Source organism: Edaphocola aurantiacus, from assembly GCF_019797745.1.
Classification (GTDB): domain Bacteria; phylum Bacteroidota; class Bacteroidia; order Chitinophagales; family Chitinophagaceae; genus Edaphocola; species Edaphocola aurantiacus.
The window spans coordinates 566,263-583,950 of record NZ_VOSI01000003.1 but is presented as its reverse complement, the minus strand read 5'-3'; the positions used below and the strand labels follow the sequence as shown (position 1 = coordinate 583,950).

Genomic DNA, 17,688 nt, shown 5'->3' with positions numbered 1-17,688 from the left:
CAATGATTTTCTTGACGCCGGATTTATAAGGCCTTTTTGAGCGATCTGTTCGATACGGATCACTTACTATTTTCATCATAACAATAGCTATTTTGGTTGATGCTTCGCGAGCCCTGGCAACCGAAAGTTTCGTCCCATGAGGTCCTTGAAGGGTAATGTCATGATCAAAGCATCTCTTTTTTGAAAAGCAATTTATTTGCCCAGGCATGCAAGCAAAACGGTATTAAGTGTTTGACTTAATACCGTTTTACATTTTTACTTTTATCTTTTAATTTAAGAAGACAATACCCGCACCATATCCAGCAGATCATCATCAATAGGCTGGTGCTTCTTTACCACACTATCCATATGCGCGAAGGCAATATGATTATTGACAATACCCACCATCTCTTGAGATTTACCTTCTTTCAAAGCCAGTACGGCATGGTATCCGAGGCGGCTGGCCTGTACGCGGTCGTAATAAGTAGGCGATCCTCCGCGCTGTATATGACCCAGCACCGTATGGCGTATCTCCATAGCCGGGAATTTATGTTGCAGTACATGCGTCAATGGTTCTGCACCGAAATCATCGCCCTCTGCAACCACGATAATATGTACATTTTTCCGGCGCTTCTGATCATAGTCAATCATTGCCGCCACACGCTCTACATTAGTAATGCGCTCCGGAACCAGTACTGATTCAGCACCGGTGGCGATGCCACTGTTCAGGGCAATATAACCTGCATCACGACCCATTACCTCAATAATGAATAGGCGATCATGTGCCGCCGCTGTATCCCTGATCTTATCAATCGCTTCAATCGCAGTATTTACTGCAGTATCAAAACCAATCGTATAGTCAGTACCGGATATGTCTTTATCTATAGTACCCGGAATACCGATAATCGGCATCTGGTGCTCGGCATGCAGGGCACAAGCCCCCCTGAAACTACCGTCTCCGCCAATCACAACCAGGCCTTCCACACCATGCTTCTTCAGGTTAGCTGCCGCTTTACTGCGACCTTCTTCCGTCATAAAATCCTTGCTGCGTGCTGTTTTCAGCATGGTGCCACCCATCTGTATGATGTTGGCCACATCCCTGGATTCCATTGGAAAGATATCATCGTCGATAAGCCCCTGGTACCCATAACGAACACCCATTACAGCAATGCCATGATATATAGCTGTACGCACCACAGCACGTATTGCCGCATTCATACCGGGTGCATCTCCTCCGGAGGTCAGCACCGCAATCTTTTGTATCATAAAGTTCTTTTTCTGATTATTTCGTTCCGGTATGGCCAAAACCACCCGCACCACGCTCGCTGTCTTCCAGTATATCCGTCAGTTCCCAGATAATGTGTTCATGCTTTGCGATCACCATTTGTGCCACACGCTCACCATGTTCGATAACCTGCGTATCTGCAGAAAGGTTTACAATCGGAATTTTAATTTCTCCGCGGTAATCGCTGTCGATTGTACCCGGTGTATTGATCACGGTAATCCCTTTCTTGATCGCCATACCGCTTCTCGGGCGTATCTGTGCTTCATAGCCCAGTGGAAGCTCCATAAACAGACCGGTAGGTACCAGTGCTCTTTCCAGCGGTTTCAGCTCAATAGGGTAATCCAGGTTGGCAGAGAGGTCCATACCGGCAGAGCCCAGGGTCTGATATTGCGGCAGCGGATTTTTAGAACGGTTGATGATTTTTACTTGCATATATAATTTAAGATAACAGAATTTAAGAGAATAATAATTGCAGCATGTCCTCGTGCAATACTTTGTTTGTTGCCAGGCTTTCCTTATCCCAGATGGTATAAGGCTGGTTAGAGAAATTGGTCACTTTGCCTCCGGCTTCTTCTACCAACAGGTAACCGGCAGCAATATCCCATGCCTGCAGGTTAAACTCCCAGAAGGCATCAAAGCGGCCACAGGCCACCCAGCACAGATCCAGCGCAGCAGAACCCAGACGGCGTACCGGGAATCCCTGCTTCACTATTTTAGCAAAAATATCTACAGGATGCACTTTCGTTTCAGGGAAATGATAAGGAAAACCAGTCACCAGAAACGCATTCTGAATCGTGCTTTTAGCAGATACCGATATCGGCTGGTCATTTAAAAATGCACCTTTACCTTTTTCGGCAAAGAACAGTTCATTCATCATAGGATTATATACAGCCCCCATGATCACCTCTTCATTACGCGCCAGGGCAATACTGACACAGCAAAGCGGCACACGATGCGCGAAGTTTACCGTACCATCGATCGGATCAATGATCCATTTATATTCCGCATCTTCATTTTCATTCCCGAATTCCTCACCCACAAAACCATGATCCGGAAAATGCGCTTTAATTGTATGCACGATAAGTTCTTCAGAAGCCTTATCAATCGTAGTGACAAGATTATTGATCCCGTCTTTATGGCTGATCTCAAATTCCTGGCTGAATCCTTCTTTCACCAGGGCTCCGGCCGCTTTAATCGTACTTAACAGTACTTCTTTCATGTTTCGATCTTTATGTAGTGTACAAAGATAACCCTGATCCCCAAATTCCGAAAAATTATTAAAGCCGTGCTCAGAAGCTTAACAATAGACAATACCGGTCAATATCATAAAAATTTTACACACTTAACCAATAATTAATTTCACCATTATGAGAATAATATATACTTTAGTATTCACATCTAAGAGAATTATCACTAAAAACAAAACACAGTTAAAACTATTACCTACACCAAACGAAAAGAAAAGGGTATTGGTACCATCCTTCAATACGCATAAAGAGGTAGCGGAAAATCTGACAGAGTACGCAAAACATTTCAAAACAGTTAATCTTATGAAAGCAAGTACACATGCATTGCCCAATGTCTCTATGAAGACGAAAAGATTTCCCTTTGTTGCCGGTTTTGTAACCTTAATGGCTTTATCAGCCCAGGTGCAGGCCCAGAATGTTTCATATAACCTCAACTCCGTACCTATCGGCGGCGGACAGAGTGTTGCTTTAGGTTCGGCGGCCCTGACGTCTAATACAGGAACGGCGAATACCGGTATTGGTTTTCGTGCGCTGAATGCGAATGCCGGTGGGGGATACAATGCTGCAGTGGGCGGCTACTCACTTGCCTTCAACGTTTCCGGTATGTATAACTCTGCACTGGGTTACCAGTCGTTGTACAGCAATACCGGCAGCAACAATACATCTGTTGGCTTCAGATCCATGTATATCAATTCCAGCGGAGCAGATAATACGGCCATTGGTTTCGCTGCCCTGTATACCAACTCTACCGGTAGTTATAATGTGGCTAACGGTTTTCAGTCACTTTACAATAACAATGGGGTGAACAATACCGCGATCGGGTATAACTCTATGTATGCCAATACAAGTGGCCGTGACAACTATGCCGGTGGCTACCAGTCCCTGATGAATAATACTACCGGTGGTTACAATGCTGCAGTGGGTTCTTACTCCATGCACTTCAATGTGGCCGGCCAGTACAACGCTGCACTGGGATACCAGGCCCTGTACGGTACTACCGCCAGTAACAATACTTCTGTAGGTTTCCGTTCCCTGTACCTGAGCACCAGCGGTCCGAACAATACTGCTGTAGGCTTTGCAGCATTATATAACAACAGTACCGGTGGCAGCAATACAGCCCTGGGCTATAGCGCAGATGTAGCGGCTAACAACCTGAACAATGCTACTGCAATCGGTAACAGCGCCGTGGTAAATGCTGATGATAAGATCCGCCTGGGTAGCACCACTGCGACAATCGTAGAAGGTCCGACTTATGTGACGGTTTCTGATGGTCGCTTCAAAACCAATATCACGGAAGAGGTAAAAGGTCTGGAGTTTATCAAAAAACTAAGACCAGTCGTTTATAATGTTGATACCCGTAAGTTAAGCGAATTCTGGACAAAAAACATGACAGAAGAAGCCCGCAAACACTATATGAACCAGGACTTCACGGCATCTACAAAGATCCGTCAGACAGGCTTTATTGCACAGGAAGTTGAACAGGCTGCGAAAGATGTCAGCTATGACTTCAATGGTGTGCATGTTCCGGCCAATGACCAGGACAACTACGGCATTGCTTATGCTGAATTCGTGGTGCCGCTGGTAAAAGGAATGCAGGAGCAGCAAAAAATGATCGAAGATCAGCAAAAAGTAATCGATCAGCTACAACAGCAACTCAGCGAACTGCAAAAAGTGCAGGGTGGTACGACCAGCCTGGAGCAGAACTTTATGAGTGATGCTAGCATTGAGCAGAACGTACCTAACCCGTTCTCTCATGAAACGGTAATCCGCTTTACCTTACCGGCACAGGTAAACAGTGCTTTCCTGACCGTGTATGACTTACAGGGCAAGCAGGTAAAAACCATGCCGATCAAAGATCGCGGTAACTCATCTGTTACCTTCACAGCTGGTCAACTGGCAGCAGGAATGTACATCTATTCTATCATTGCCGATGGTAAAATAGTAGGTTCGAAAAGAATGGTGATCGCTGATCGCTAATCCTGTATGCAGACATAAAAGTAAAAGTCACCCGAAAACGGGTGACTTTTACTTTTATCATCAGGATAAATCAATTTATCGTTTCATTTTCCATTTACTACCGGCAGCAGTCTGACTGGCTACAGGAGCGGTTTTCTTACCTTGCTCCCATAATACACCTGCAAGCGAAGCGGCAACATTCATTTCCGCATCATCCTGTACGACCAGGTATTCCGGTTTGTAATATTTATTGATGAAGTTGGTATCGAACTTACCTTCTGCAAATGCCGGCTGGCGTACAGCCCATTTACCGAACTGCAGAGTAGTTTTAATGCCTTTAATCTTATATTCATCCACAGCACGGCACAGGCGGTCAATAGCCTCTGCACGATCTTTACCCCAAACCACCAGTTTAGCGATCATCGGGTCATAGAAGATAGGAATATCCATTCCCTGCTCATAACCATCATCTACACGCACACCATTACCTTGCGGGCGCACATAGATTTCCAGTTTACCGGTATCCGGTACGAAATTATCTAAAGGATCTTCGGCACATACACGCAGTTCAATAGAGTGACCATTGATAGTGAGCTCTTCCTGGCTGAAAGACAATTTCTCGCCACGGGCTACACGGATCTGTTCTTTAACCAGGTCTACACCGGTAATGTATTCTGTTACACAGTGCTCTACCTGCAGACGGGTATTCATCTCCAGGAAATAGAAATTCAGGTCATCATCTACCAGGAACTCTACCGTACCTGCACCATAGTATTTACAGGCTTTGGCCACATTTACGGCACATTCACCCATAGCTTTACGTACATCGGTAGTCAGGCAGGAAGAAGGCGCTTCTTCGATCAGCTTCTGGTGTCTGCGCTGTATAGAACATTCTCTTTCGAACAGGTATACGTAATTGCCATGCTGGTCGCCCAGGATCTGGATTTCGATATGTTTAGGAGAACCTACATATTTTTCAATAAATACATCGTCATTGCTGAAGGCACTCAGGGCTTCACTTTTAGCCATGCGCATCTGCTCTTCCAGCTCCTCTGTATTGTTCACTACACGCATACCTTTACCACCACCACCGGCGCTGGCTTTGATCAGGATAGGGTAGCCTACACGATCTGCAATCTCATGAGCCTCTTCTACACTTACCAGTGGCTTATCCGTACCCGGAACCATTGGCACATCAAAGGTCTGAGCGGCTTGTTTAGCAGCAATCTTGCTCCCCATCATATTGATAGAGTGAGCACTAGGCCCGATAAAGGTGATACCGGCATCGGTCACTGCTTTGGAGAATTCTGCATTCTCACTCAGGAATCCGTAACCCGGATGGATACCATCAACACCCAGTTGCTTCGCCACTTCAATAATCTTATCTGCTCTCAGATAAGACTGGGCTGAAGGAGCCGGTCCGATACAAACTGCCTCGTCTGCATATTGTACAAAGGGCATAGTACGGTCAGCCTCGGAATAGACGGCAACGGTCTTGATGCCCATTTCTTTTGCAGAACGCATAACGCGCAGTGCAATTTCGCCACGATTGGCAACTAATATCTTCTGCATACTCAATGAAATAATTGCGTAATTTTTGGAGGTCAAATTTAGAACAAAAGTGCGTACAAATAAAATGTGCCGGAAAATTTACCGGCACACTTATCAACACAATTATAAAATTCCTGTTTTAGCAGTACATTTCGTACGCTTGCTGCAGGTTAGCGGCAATCATTGCGGCAGAACGGCCTTCAATCATATGACGTTCGATCATATGTACCAGCTGACCATCTTTTAATAAAGCGATAGCCGGAGAAGATGGTGGGTAAGGCAGTAAGAATTTTCTTGCTTCCTGTACACCTTCTGCGTCAAAACCGGCAAATGAAGTCACCAGGTGATCTGGTTTCTTTCCTTCACCATTCAAAGAAGCAACAACTCCCGGACGGGCAGTACCTGCAGAACAACCACATACTGAATTGATAACCAATAAAGTAGTGCCACTTTGCTTCATTGCGTCCTGAACCTGTGCTGTATTTACTATTTCCTGGAATCCGTGTTGAGTCAACTCTTGTTTCATCGGATTCACTAATTCTGCTGGATACATATTCTGATACTATTTATTTTAAGTAATGATGGCAAAGTTAATTCTATTATTGACACGATACAATAAATTCACTTTAACCCCGTATTGGAAAAGGTTATAAATACTATTTTTGTAGCAAACAAATAAGTTTTATGCCCTCACTTAAGCCATATTCCTTCGCAGATATCCAGCATTTTTTCAGCACCAGAGCCGGAGAAGAGAAGCTGGGACAGACCATTTCGTACCCCGGCAATCATGCCTGGGAAACAGCATTAAAGGAGACCGAAGCGCCATATGTATTGCTGGGTATACCCGAAGATATAGGCGTAAGGGCCAATAATGGTATAGGGGGCGCCCATACCGGCTGGACCGCTTTTCTGTCTGCCTTTTTAAATATTCAGGACAATAGTTACCTGTGCGGCAAAGACTTCTTCCTCTTAGGTCATATAGACTGTACTGCATTACTGGATCAGGTGGCTCATACAGAACATGCTGCGGAACCGGAGCAACTGAGAAAGGCTACTGCTGCTATTGACCTGGTCGTAACACCTGTTATCCGTCATATAGTGGCTGCAGGTAAGATACCGGTAGTAATCGGGGGCGGACATAATAATGCCTATCCTTTACTGAAAGGCTTGTCTGAAGCACGACAATCACCCATCAATGTTATCAATATGGATGCACATGCCGATTTCCGCGCACTGGAAGGAAGGCACAGCGGCAACGGATTCCATTATGCTTATAAAGAAGGTTACCTGAAGCATTATGCAGCATTCGGCCTGCACGAAGGCTATAATAATACCGACATCTGGAACCATTTTAACCAGAACGAAGACCTGTGCTTTGTAACCTTTGAGGACATATACCTGCGCCGGAAGCAGTCATTTGAGCAAGGCCTCAAGCAATGCCTGGAGCATGTATGTACCACTGCTTACGGTATTGAGCTGGACCTGGATTCCATCACGGATACCTTAAGCAGTGCCTTATCTCCGGTAGGCTTTTCCCGTACCGAAGCATTACAGTATATACACACTGCCGCCAGTCATGAAAAGGCTGCTTACCTGCATTTGCCGGAAGGCGTGGCACAGCGGGCAGATGGCATGACGTATCCTTCTATAGGCAAGTTACTGGCCTACCTGGTTCAGGCTTTTGTCAAAGGGAATAAAGAACTGGTAAAATCAGGCACTTAGCCTGTATCGGAGTAATTCAGATTCATTATCTTTGCCCTTTTAGATCGCTTGTTATATTTTAATATGTTAGATAATCTTACACCGTATTGGAGCTATAGCGTAGAAGGTTTTAAGGCAACTGATGTTACAGGAGAGGAACTGATTATCTGGAAGAACGGATGTTGTGTGTACCTGTATAACGATACAGATATACTTGAAGCTTACGTCTATACCAATACACAAAACTGGGACGAAGCATTTTTTGAAAAAATATTCCTGCACGAGGCCATGGGCCTGCATAACCAGAAAATTAAAAAAATCTGGGTGGCTGATGAGCGTGCACTCATTATCCCGGAAAAATTGTTCCTGGGCGAAGAATCACGTCTGTGGCTGAAAAGATTGCATCATATCGGTCCTGATGATGACATTTTCGACAATAAAATACCGGAAATCAATGCCCATGTGGTATACGCTTACGACAGCAAGATCGCGCAACTAATGAAGCGTTACTTCAATCATTTGCAGGTGGTATCCTTATCCCGTTTTTCGCTGGGCAATATTGCTACTGATCATGGTGGCAGTGTAGCCAACCTGATCCTGTTACAGAATGAGGCATTGCTCAGTGTAACCAATTCCGGTAAATTACTGGCGCATCAGACATTTGAATTTGAAACGGTAGAGAATGTGGTGTTTAAGATCGCCCTGATCGCAGAGAAAAATGATTTCGATCCATCCCTGGCACAATTCAACGTATCCGGGATTATTGAAAATGTGGAGGAGTTTGCACTGGATCTCAAAACGTATTTTGACGATGTGCAGATCATTACCGGCGACAAAGGACCTATTTTACAACTTATTAAACAGATTATTAAATGCGCATAATCGGGGGCAGATTCGGAGGCAGAAAATTTCATCCGCCGGCAAAATTACCCAATACCAGACCAACTACTGATATTGCTAAAGAAGGTTTATTCAATACGCTGCAGAACCTGGTTGACTTTGAAGGAGCCAAAACACTGGACATCTTCGGTGGTACCGGCAGCATCAGTTACGAACTGGCGTCTCGCGGGGCCACAAACCTGACCATTGTAGAAAGAGATAAAGTACCGGCAACATTCATTCGCAAAACCGCACAGGAACTGAATATCGAGAACTTCAACCTCATACAGGGCGATGTGTTTAAATTCCTGGCACAGTGTACAGATAAGTATGATTTCATCTTTGCAGGACCGCCTTATGCGCTGCAGGAAATAGACGATCTGCCAAGAATCGTTATCGAACGTGAACTGATTGCAGAGGATGGCATTTTTGTACTGGAACATACGCCACGTAACAATTATGAAAATCATCCAAACCTGCTGCGGGTTAAAAACTACGGTACTACTATATTTTCATTTTTTACCGCAAAGCCCCAGGCATAAATAATAAATCCATTACCATATGACCGAAATTTCACCTAAAGAATCTCTTTACCAGGACCTGATCGAAGACTGGCAGGAACAGAAAGTCATGATCAAGGAACAGATCGCACTGATCGATCCTATGGCGACTTCCCTGCGCAGATCTATGGCCACCCGTTTCCTGAATGCATCGCTGAATATACTGATGGAGATTATCATGTATCTCCTGAGTATGGGCAGTATTGTATACCTGTTTTTCATGAACAACCTTGGTCCATTCTTTGTGATGGGCAAGATGACAGGCTACCCTGAAATTGTACCGGGAAAGATCAGCTCAATGGAAATGCAGCAATTTGAATATTCTGTAAAAGGAATGTTTGTACTGCTGGCTCTTTTATTCCTGATCATTGGCCGTATGCTGGCCAACATCCGTAAGAAAAACAGTACGCTGAGTCTTGCTGGTAAAAATATGAAAACCATTACAGGTCAGCACCTGAACCGTAAGAGCCATATCGATGCACTGGAGCAGAAGCATGTCATGACCCTGCCCCGTACCGACATCAATATAGATTCTATCAGTCCTATTAATCAGACCGATACAGAAAACCCAGAGGATTCTTTACTATAAAAGCTAAAAACAGAAACAGAAATGACTTTTGAGCAAATCCAAGAGACAGCCGAATATATAAAAGCACAACTGGAATCCCTGCCGGAATACGGCGTTATCCTGGGCAGCGGTCTGGGCGGGCTTACCGAAGCGGTAACCGTTACCAAAGAACTGCCATACACAGTAATTCCGAACTTCCCGCAGTCAACAGTAGAAGGTCATGCCGGTAAGCTGATCTTCGGAACTATCGGAGACAAACAGGTAATCATGATGGCCGGTCGTTTTCACTATTACGAAGGCTATGACATGCAGGAAGTAACCTTCCCTGTAAGGGTAATGAAAGCACTGGGTGTACATACTCTTTTTGTCAGCAATGCTGCCGGAGGCATGAACAAAGACTTTAAGATCGGCGATATCATGTTCATTAAAGATCATATCAACCTGTTCCCGGAACATCCGCTGAGAGGTAAGAACGATACCCGCCTGGGCACCCGATTTCCGGATATGAGCGAACCATATAGTTATGACCTGCTGGATAAGGCTAAAGCTGTTGCAGCAACTGCCGGCATACCGGTACAGGAAGGCGTTTATATCGGTTTACAGGGTCCGACCTTTGAAACAAGAGCAGAGTATTACTGGCTGCATGTTATCGGTGGTGATGCTGTAGGTATGAGCACGGTACCAGAAGTGATTGTAGCCATTCACGGAGGTATGAAGGTGTTTGCTGCAAGCATTATTACCGACCTGGGTATCCGCGAAGAGCTGAATACGATCACCCATGAAGAGGTACTTGCTGCGGCTAATGAAGCGGCACCTAAACTGGCTAAAATTGTAAGTGAATTAATAAAATCATTATAAGTTATGAAACAGATCTTTTTATTTTCTGCACTGGCACTGACTTTCGCTGCCTGCGGCAACAGCAATAAAACAGAAGAAAAAGCGACAGCTGCTGAAACAAAAACTTCAGAGATGGCCGCAACAGCAGCAGCAGCACCTGCGAACGGACCTAAAGATCCGGTATGTGAGATGGACAAAAAAGCAGACTGGGATCAATACACCGTTTACGGTGGCGATACTACCTGGTTCTGCAGCCCGCACTGTAAAGAAACATTTGATAAAGATCCGGCGAAATTCGCTAAAAAATAAACCGTCAACGGTAAAAAATGTTCGTCACAGTTTGTCGGGTATCGATACCGGGCAGCCTGTAACGAACATTTTTGCTGATGCAAAATGGATTAATGGAGACACACGCAAAATATATGTACCGCTGCCTGGAACTGGCCATGAAAGGGCAGGGCCATGTAGCACCCAATCCTGTCGTGGGTTCAGTTCTGGTGTACCAGGACCGTATCATCGGGGAGGGCTGGCACCGGCAATATGGCCAGGCACATGCCGAGGTCAACTGCTTTAACAGTGTGGCCGCAGCAGATCAGCACCTGATCGGGGAGAGTACACTATATGTAAGTCTGGAACCCTGTGCCCATTATGGTAAAACACCACCCTGTGCGGAACTGGTGATTCTGAAACGTGTAAAAGAGGTGGTAGTGGCCTGCGAAGATCCGTTTGCAAAAGTGGCCGGCAAGGGCATAGCCATGATCCGTGACGCAGGCATACCGGTGATTACCGGTGTACTGGAACAGGAAGCCCGCGCATTAAACAAAAGATTCTTTACCTACCATCAGCATCAGAGACCCTATATCATCCTGAAATGGGCGCAAAGTGCCGATGGCTTTATTGCTCCAGAAGCAGGCCGCAAAGTAATGCTCAGTAATGCTTTGAGCCAACGATGGGTACATCGTATGCGCAGTGAAGAGCAGGCTATTTTAGTAGGTTACCGTACCGCAGCGCAAGACAACCCTTACCTGACTAATCGTTTCTTTGGCACACAGCAACCACTCCGTATCATTATCGACCCGAAAAATGAATTGCCGGAAACACTGCATGTAAAGACTGATGGCTTAGCTACCTGGATTTATACTGAAATGTACGAAGGCATTGAGGCGCAAACATCCTATATAAAATTACCTTCAGGACAGGATTTCATATCCTCACTCTTACAGGACCTGTATCAAAAAGGCATCAACAGCCTGATTGTAGAAGGGGGCACGCAAACCCTGCAATCCTTTATTCATGCAGGTTTATGGGATGAAGCCTTTTGTATAGAAACACCTGTTCAGCTCCACAGCGGCACACCTGCACCGGTGCTGCATCCTGCCGTAAAGCAAGAACGCATTATCCTGGACGACAACATCATCCAGCAATATACCAGACCCAATCATGAATACTTATAAGACGATCAAAAGCACGACCACAGCAGAGTTCAGGGACAGGGGCAGTAAATTCCTGGCCTATACCTATCCTTTGAATCATGCTGATGAACTGAAGACACATATACAGATCTTAAAGAAAGAGCATCCGAAAGCAGTACATCATTGCTATGCATACCGGATCGGTATTGACGGACAACAGTTCCGTGCCAATGATGACGGCGAGCCATCGGGCAGTGCAGGAAGGCCCATACTGGGTCAGATCGATAGTGCCGGACTGACCAATGTACTGGTCGTAGTAGTCCGCTATTTCGGCGGCACCTTATTAGGTGTACCAGGGCTGATCAATGCCTACAAGAACGTGACCACAGATGCGCTGGCACTTTGTGAAGTTGTAGAGAAGAATATTGAATACACACTTGGCCTGAGTTTTGATTATACGATCATGAACGAAGTGATGACTGTGCTGAAACAATATGAAGTAAGCATCCTGAAACAGGATATGCAGTTATTCTGCGAGTATACTATCGGTATTCCCCTCATCCATAAAGAAGCCTGCCTGCAACGACTGGCCGACATCTACGGGCTCACCATAGTGGATGGCTGATGACGATATAAGCAATAATCCGTATTTTTGACAAGCGTTTGAAACGCAATCACGACATAAGCATTAATCATGACTTTAATAGAATGTCCAAGAGACGCCATGCAAGGCTGGTCTCATTTCATACCCACCGCCACTAAAGTGGCTTACCTGAATCAGTTATTAAAAGTAGGTTTCGATATCCTGGATTTCGGTTCTTTTGTATCAGCCAAAGCTATTCCGCAACTGGTAGATACTAAAGAAGTGATCCATCAACTGGATATGAGTAATACCCGCAGCAAGCTGCTGGCGATCATTGCCAATGTACGCGGGGCGCAGGATGCAGTTGTCTATGATGAAATTACTTATCTAGGATTCCCGTTCTCTATCTCCGAAACTTTCCAGATGCGCAATACCAATAAAACGATTGCAGAGTCTCTGGAGCAGGTAGAAACGATTCAGAACTTATGTACCCAGAACAATAAAGAGGCCGTGTTATACCTGTCTATGGGTTTCGGTAATCCTTATGGAGATGAGTACAATGCCGATATCGTATACAAATGGTTCCAGACCCTGGTACAGTTAGGGGTGAAACATATTGCCCTGGCCGATACTGTTGGGGTTTCCAACCCGGAGAATATTACCAATATTTATAAAAAACTGATCCCTGAATTTCCGCAGATCCATATCGGGGCACACTTCCATTCCACCGCACAGTCTACAGAGGAAAAACTGCAGGCAGCCTGGGATGCAGGTTGTACCAGCTTCGACACCTCTATCAAAGGTATAGGGGGTTGTCCGATGGCTAATGATGATCTGGTTGGCAATATCGCTACAGAACGTTTACTGGACTTTGCAGATAAAAATAACATTCCTTTGTCCATCGACAGAGCAGCTTTTAACGAAGCAATGCTCATGGCCTCAAGCGTCTTTATCTGATCTAAAATATTAAATTATCAAAATATGTTGTAATTTTCAGATGGGGATACTGCATCCCTGTCTGAAATCACAACATATTTGCTTTTATATGAAAAAAAATCTACTGTACATTTCCCTCGCAACCCTTACCCTCAGCTCCTGTTACCGTCCGCTGTACCGTGCAGAATCGGTGTATGACCCCATGCTGAGCAAACAGGGAGAAGTCGCTGCCAATGCCTCTGTGCTGGTAGCAGGCGTATATAATTTTCCGTCTTTCGATCTGAATGTGGGCTATTCGCCGGTTCAGAGCCTGGGTCTTAAAGCATCCTGGCGCAACCGTGGCTTTAACAGCAATGGCTCTATAGATAATGATGACTACATCCGCAAGATGGGAGGCAGCTCATTCGAAGGCGGTATCGGGTATTATAACCGTTTCGGCACTAACGGGCTGGTATCTGTTTATGGTAACTTTGCGGCAGGTGTGAACCGCGACCATTCCTATTACACCTCCAATAACCAGGTAAGAGATCGCCTGAACTCCCGCTTCAGAGCCTTCTCTCTGCAACCGGCTGTGGGTATGGCTAAGAAGAATGTCAGCCTTGTGGGTGGCGTGAGACTTGGTTTCTATCAGTTCTACGATATTAGTGCTTACAATATGCATTATACACAGGAGCATTACAACAGTGTATCGAATACGCTGTATCCGATCTTCGAACCCTATTTCAACTTTGAAGCCGGTTCTTCCAATATCCGCTTCAACCTGCAGGCGGGTTTTGCCGTAGCCCCGGGAGGTCCGGACCTGGATGACAACTTTTTCACCCCAAAAGTATCCGTGGGGATTACCGCACGCTTCGGAAAATAAATATATACTGACTAGCTGCATGTAGGCAATTATTTTATTCGTCCTTACTATAAGCTACTTAAATCATAATGCAAGACTTTGTTTCCTTTAAGCGGACACTCAGTTAATATTTTAAGCATATAAAAACGGGTATTTTGTTACACACAAAATACCCGTTTTTATATTATTCCGTTCCGGCTACTTTCCCTTTCCGGAGATAATAGACAACAGCTCTTTAGCACTGATACTTCCATTATGCTTATACTTCAGTGTATGTTTTTCGGTATACACATTCGTTTGAGGCAGCGCCTTAAACTCATACAACTGGTAAATTACATCAGAACGATCAGCGCCTACAATTGCGTGTGGCAACTGTTTTAGCCCTGTGGCTTTAATAAAATCATCCAGATAAGGCTTCATGTCTTTGGCCCCGATAAACACCAGCGAAATGGCCTCAAACTTTTCTTTATGCTTCACAATATCCTTTGCCAGATCCTGGCAGTGATCGCAGGTCGGGTTGAACAATACAACAATAGCAGACTTTGCGGGAATATCCTTTTCTGAATGAAAATGTCCATCACTGGTTTCAATGCTGAAAGCCGGTATCGGCGCACTGATCTGTTTATACTGATCCAGGTCGTCGGTTACTGCTGTACTCACTTGTTGCGCCTGTACATATGTCATCGAAAGCATTGACAAACATAAGGAAAGCGCTATTTTCTGTATCATTTGACGTAATTTTGAGTCCATAAAAATAGTGCATTTTCATGAATAATAAATCCGGCACACCACCATTGGCAGAGCGCATGCGCCCGCAGCGCCTGGAAGATTATGTAGGACAGGAACACCTGGTAGGAGCGGGTAGTGTATTGCGGAATATGATAGATCAGAAGCAACCACATTCGCTCATTTTCTGGGGACCTCCGGGCATCGGTAAGACCACCCTGGCGCAGATCATAGCCCATGAGTCCGGTCTTCCGTTTTTCAGTCTCAGTGCTATTGAAAGCGGCGTTAAAGAAATACGCCAGATCATTGACCTTTCGAAAAAGGCCGGCAAAGCCTTATTGTTTATAGATGAGATACACCGCTTCAACAAAGCCCAGCAGGACAGCCTGCTCGGTGCTGTAGAGCGGGGTTATATCGTACTGATCGGTGCCACTACCGAAAATCCGTCTTTTGAAGTCATCAGCGCCTTACTGAGCCGTTGTCAGGTATATATCCTCAAACCTTTTACCGTAGAGGATCTGAAGCAATTGGTGCAACGCGCGATAGAGCAGGATGAGTTCATTACACAGATGGATATCCGTATTGAAGAATGGGAAGCATTACTGCAATTGAGTGGTGGTGATGGCCGCCGTATGCTGAACCTGTTTGAGATTGTGGTGACGGCTCTTCCTGAAGGCACTAAAGTCATCACGAATGAAAAGGTACAATCCATCATACAAAAGAAAATGGCCTTGTATGACAAGACCGGAGAGCAGCACTATGATATTATTTCGGCCTTCATCAAATCTATGCGGGGCAGCGATCCCAATGCAGCAGTATATTATCTGGCCCGGATGATAGAGGGTGGGGAAGACCCGAAGTTTATTGCCCGGCGCATGGTCATATTTGCCAGTGAAGATATCGGCAATGCTAATCCCAATGCGCTATTGCTGGCGACCTCCTGCTTTTCTGCAGTGGAAATGATTGGCTATCCCGAATGCCGTATTATTTTGTCACAGGCTGTTACCTACCTGGCCTCTTCTGTAAAAAGTAATGCTTCTTATGAAGCCATTAATATGGCACAGGCTATTGTACGGCAGACCGGAGACCTTTCGGTACCGCTGCACATTCGCAATGCACCGACCAAACTGATGAAAGATATCGGTTACGGCGATAACTATAAATATGCTCATAGTTTTGAAGGACATTTTGTAGAGCAGGAATTCCTGCCCGAAGCCCTTGCCGGAACGAAGATATATGATCCGGGACCCAATCCTTCAGAAGATAAGCTCAGGGCTTATTTGCGACAATGCTGGAAAGAAAAATACGGGTACTAGACCCGTATTTTTTATTTTAAGTATCGTTCTGTAATAATCTTACGGTGATGTAGTTCATGGCCCATAATAATCCAGGCACAGGCACGTACCGACATAGCCGCCTGACTGGCAATACCCGAGCGTTCTGTCTGTTTCGCTGTCAGGTTATTAAAGAAAGCTATCGTCAGGTTGCGACAGGCATTATACTCCTTCAGTAGCTTGGTCAGGGGAACCTTATCAGCCAGGGCTTGTTTGGCAAATTCATTTTCATCAAAAAATGGCAGCGGTGTACGATCCATACGTGCAAAACGCATCGCACGATAAACAAATACGCGCTCTACATCAATCAGGTGCATCAGCAGGTCTTTCAGAGACCATTTACCCTCTGCATAAGGCGTCGTCAAAGCTTCCGGACTCAGGGACTTGTATAATGCAGTAACTTCCCTGGCAGAGCCTTTCAGCTGATCCAGTACACTCGTTTCTGCCGGCACCATGGCTATATAGGTATCATAATACAAAGCATATTCTACATCTCTGGGCTTATTGATCTTCTTCATAAAACGCAATCGTTAGGGGGACGAAAATTAAGATTTTATTTCAAAAACAAAGGATTATTTTGCAGTAGATAATTGATCTATGAAAAAACTAAAAATCCCCCTGATTGCTGCCGGTGCACTAAGCATTTTCGCTGCCGGACTGGTATACGGCATTAAAAAGAAAGTGAACCCGCTTTGCTACAGCAATATAGAAAAGCTACCTCAAACCTATACTGCAATTATATTTGGTGCAGGCATTCGCAATAATAAGCCCAGCGCTTACCTGCAGGACCGTTTGGATGCAGGAATTGAACTCTATAAATCCGGGAAAGTAAAAAGACTCCTGCTCTCGGGAGATAATGGTCAGGATGAGTATGATGAACTGACGGTAATGAAAGAATACTGTACCGCACATGGAATACCGGCCGAAGATATATTTGTGGACTATGCAGGTTTTGATACGTACTCTACCGTATACCGGGCCAAAGACTTGTTTAAGGTAGATGAAGCAATCATGATCAGCCAGAACTATCACCTGGACCGCGCGGTATACCTGGGCGAGGCAATGGGCATCAAATCTTATGGCTATGCCGCAGACCGCGAGGGTGGCTATGCACTCATGCAGAAAAATAAGATGAGAGAATACCTCGCATTACTAAAATCATTTGCGGACGTACACATCGGGCGCAAACCCCGTTTTCACGGAGGGGATATTAACATACACGGCCCTTCGAACTACTATAAAAAATAATATATGCGATTTGCTCGCACAATTCCTATATTTGCTTAATAAAAT

At 45.1% G+C, this 17,688-nt stretch carries 20 protein-coding genes; 13 read left to right on the top strand and 7 right to left on the bottom strand.

Annotated features, from left to right (window positions below; genetic code table 11):
* Nucleotides 1–273: 273 nt before the first annotated feature.
* From pfkA to FTD44_RS11240, 3 genes are read right to left on the bottom strand one after another with little or no spacing between them, the layout of a single operon-like run.
* Complete coding sequence (gene pfkA / locus FTD44_RS11250) at nucleotides 274–1,245, bottom strand: 6-phosphofructokinase (protein WP_222166533.1); 972 nt, start codon at nucleotides 1,243–1,245, stop codon at nucleotides 274–276.
* Nucleotides 1,246–1,261: 16 nt separating this feature from the next.
* Nucleotides 1,262–1,696 (bottom strand): dUTP diphosphatase, encoded by a 435-nt coding sequence (dut, locus tag FTD44_RS11245; RefSeq protein ID WP_222166532.1) that lies wholly within the window; start codon nucleotides 1,694–1,696, stop codon nucleotides 1,262–1,264.
* 22 nt (nucleotides 1,697–1,718) lie between these two features.
* Nucleotides 1,719–2,483, bottom strand: coding sequence for an inositol monophosphatase family protein (locus tag FTD44_RS11240; protein WP_222166531.1), 765 nt, complete (start codon nucleotides 2,481–2,483; stop codon nucleotides 1,719–1,721).
* Nucleotides 2,484–2,631: 148 nt separating this feature from the next.
* Here FTD44_RS11240 and FTD44_RS11235 point away from each other — a divergent pair, with 148 nt between their 5' ends.
* On the top strand, nucleotides 2,632–4,488 hold the full coding sequence (locus FTD44_RS11235; RefSeq protein WP_222166530.1) for a tail fiber domain-containing protein: 1,857 nt from the start codon (nucleotides 2,632–2,634) through the stop codon (nucleotides 4,486–4,488).
* Between the two features lie 75 nt (nucleotides 4,489–4,563).
* Here FTD44_RS11235 and accC read toward each other — a convergent pair whose 3' ends face one another.
* A complete protein-coding gene (gene accC / locus FTD44_RS11230; protein ID WP_222166529.1) occupies nucleotides 4,564–6,039 on the bottom strand; it encodes an acetyl-CoA carboxylase biotin carboxylase subunit in 1,476 nt (491 codons plus the stop codon).
* A gap of 118 nt (nucleotides 6,040–6,157) precedes the next feature.
* Nucleotides 6,158–6,571 carry a BrxA/BrxB family bacilliredoxin gene (locus tag FTD44_RS11225; protein WP_129021368.1) on the bottom strand — a complete coding sequence of 138 codons (414 nt, stop codon included), beginning with the start codon at nucleotides 6,569–6,571 and terminating at the stop codon, nucleotides 6,158–6,160.
* Between the two features lie 131 nt (nucleotides 6,572–6,702).
* Between FTD44_RS11225 and FTD44_RS11220 the strand changes: the two genes are divergently transcribed.
* The 10 genes from FTD44_RS11220 to FTD44_RS11175 all read left to right on the top strand — a co-directional run bounded on the left by FTD44_RS11220 (nucleotide 6,703) and on the right by FTD44_RS11175 (nucleotide 14,356).
* Nucleotides 6,703–7,740: a formimidoylglutamase gene (locus FTD44_RS11220; RefSeq protein WP_222166528.1), complete on the top strand. Its 1,038-nt coding sequence runs from the start codon at nucleotides 6,703–6,705 to the stop codon at nucleotides 7,738–7,740.
* 63 nt (nucleotides 7,741–7,803) lie between these two features.
* Nucleotides 7,804–8,601: a DUF3822 family protein gene (locus FTD44_RS11215; RefSeq protein WP_222166527.1), complete on the top strand. Its 798-nt coding sequence runs from the start codon at nucleotides 7,804–7,806 to the stop codon at nucleotides 8,599–8,601.
* Nucleotides 8,592–9,140: an RsmD family RNA methyltransferase gene (locus FTD44_RS11210; protein ID WP_129021371.1), complete on the top strand. Its 549-nt coding sequence runs from the start codon at nucleotides 8,592–8,594 to the stop codon at nucleotides 9,138–9,140. The genes FTD44_RS11215 and FTD44_RS11210 overlap by 10 nt, the downstream gene beginning before the upstream one ends.
* 19 nt (nucleotides 9,141–9,159) lie before the next feature.
* A complete protein-coding gene (locus FTD44_RS11205; protein WP_222166526.1) occupies nucleotides 9,160–9,747 on the top strand; it encodes a hypothetical protein in 588 nt (195 codons plus the stop codon).
* Between the two features lie 21 nt (nucleotides 9,748–9,768).
* On the top strand, nucleotides 9,769–10,584 hold the full coding sequence (locus FTD44_RS11200) for a purine-nucleoside phosphorylase (RefSeq protein WP_222166525.1): 816 nt from the start codon (nucleotides 9,769–9,771) through the stop codon (nucleotides 10,582–10,584).
* A 3-nt stretch (nucleotides 10,585–10,587) separates the two neighbouring features.
* On the top strand, nucleotides 10,588–10,872 hold the full coding sequence (locus FTD44_RS11195) for a YHS domain-containing protein (protein ID WP_222166524.1): 285 nt from the start codon (nucleotides 10,588–10,590) through the stop codon (nucleotides 10,870–10,872).
* Nucleotides 10,873–10,964: 92 nt separating this feature from the next.
* A complete protein-coding gene (gene ribD / locus FTD44_RS11190; protein ID WP_222166523.1) occupies nucleotides 10,965–12,017 on the top strand; it encodes a bifunctional diaminohydroxyphosphoribosylaminopyrimidine deaminase/5-amino-6-(5-phosphoribosylamino)uracil reductase RibD in 1,053 nt (350 codons plus the stop codon).
* Nucleotides 12,004–12,600, top strand: coding sequence for an IMPACT family protein (locus FTD44_RS11185; RefSeq protein ID WP_222166522.1), 597 nt, complete (start codon nucleotides 12,004–12,006; stop codon nucleotides 12,598–12,600). The genes ribD and FTD44_RS11185 overlap by 14 nt, the downstream gene beginning before the upstream one ends.
* A 69-nt stretch (nucleotides 12,601–12,669) precedes the next feature.
* On the top strand, nucleotides 12,670–13,515 hold the full coding sequence (locus FTD44_RS11180) for a hydroxymethylglutaryl-CoA lyase (RefSeq protein ID WP_222166521.1): 846 nt from the start codon (nucleotides 12,670–12,672) through the stop codon (nucleotides 13,513–13,515).
* An 88-nt stretch (nucleotides 13,516–13,603) separates the two neighbouring features.
* Complete coding sequence (locus FTD44_RS11175; protein ID WP_222166520.1) at nucleotides 13,604–14,356, top strand: hypothetical protein; 753 nt, start codon at nucleotides 13,604–13,606, stop codon at nucleotides 14,354–14,356.
* Between the two features lie 177 nt (nucleotides 14,357–14,533).
* On the opposite strand, the gene FTD44_RS11170 is transcribed toward FTD44_RS11175, so the two are convergent.
* Entirely contained in the window at nucleotides 14,534–15,064 is a 531-nt protein-coding gene (locus tag FTD44_RS11170; RefSeq protein ID WP_222166519.1) for a TlpA family protein disulfide reductase, read from the bottom strand.
* 38 nt (nucleotides 15,065–15,102) lie between these two features.
* On the opposite strand from FTD44_RS11170, the gene FTD44_RS11165 reads away from it, so the two are divergent.
* The gene (locus tag FTD44_RS11165; protein ID WP_222166518.1) at nucleotides 15,103–16,377 is read left to right on the top strand and encodes a replication-associated recombination protein A; all 1,275 of its coding nucleotides are present in this window, start codon (nucleotides 15,103–15,105) and stop codon (nucleotides 16,375–16,377) included.
* An 11-nt stretch (nucleotides 16,378–16,388) separates the two neighbouring features.
* Here FTD44_RS11165 and FTD44_RS11160 read toward each other — a convergent pair whose 3' ends face one another.
* A complete protein-coding gene (locus FTD44_RS11160) occupies nucleotides 16,389–16,913 on the bottom strand; it encodes a DinB family protein (RefSeq protein ID WP_222166517.1) in 525 nt (174 codons plus the stop codon).
* 79 nt (nucleotides 16,914–16,992) lie between these two features.
* On the opposite strand from FTD44_RS11160, the gene FTD44_RS11155 reads away from it, so the two are divergent.
* The gene (locus FTD44_RS11155) at nucleotides 16,993–17,643 is read left to right on the top strand and encodes a SanA/YdcF family protein (protein WP_222166516.1); all 651 of its coding nucleotides are present in this window, start codon (nucleotides 16,993–16,995) and stop codon (nucleotides 17,641–17,643) included.
* Nucleotides 17,644–17,688: the final 45 nt, after the last annotated feature.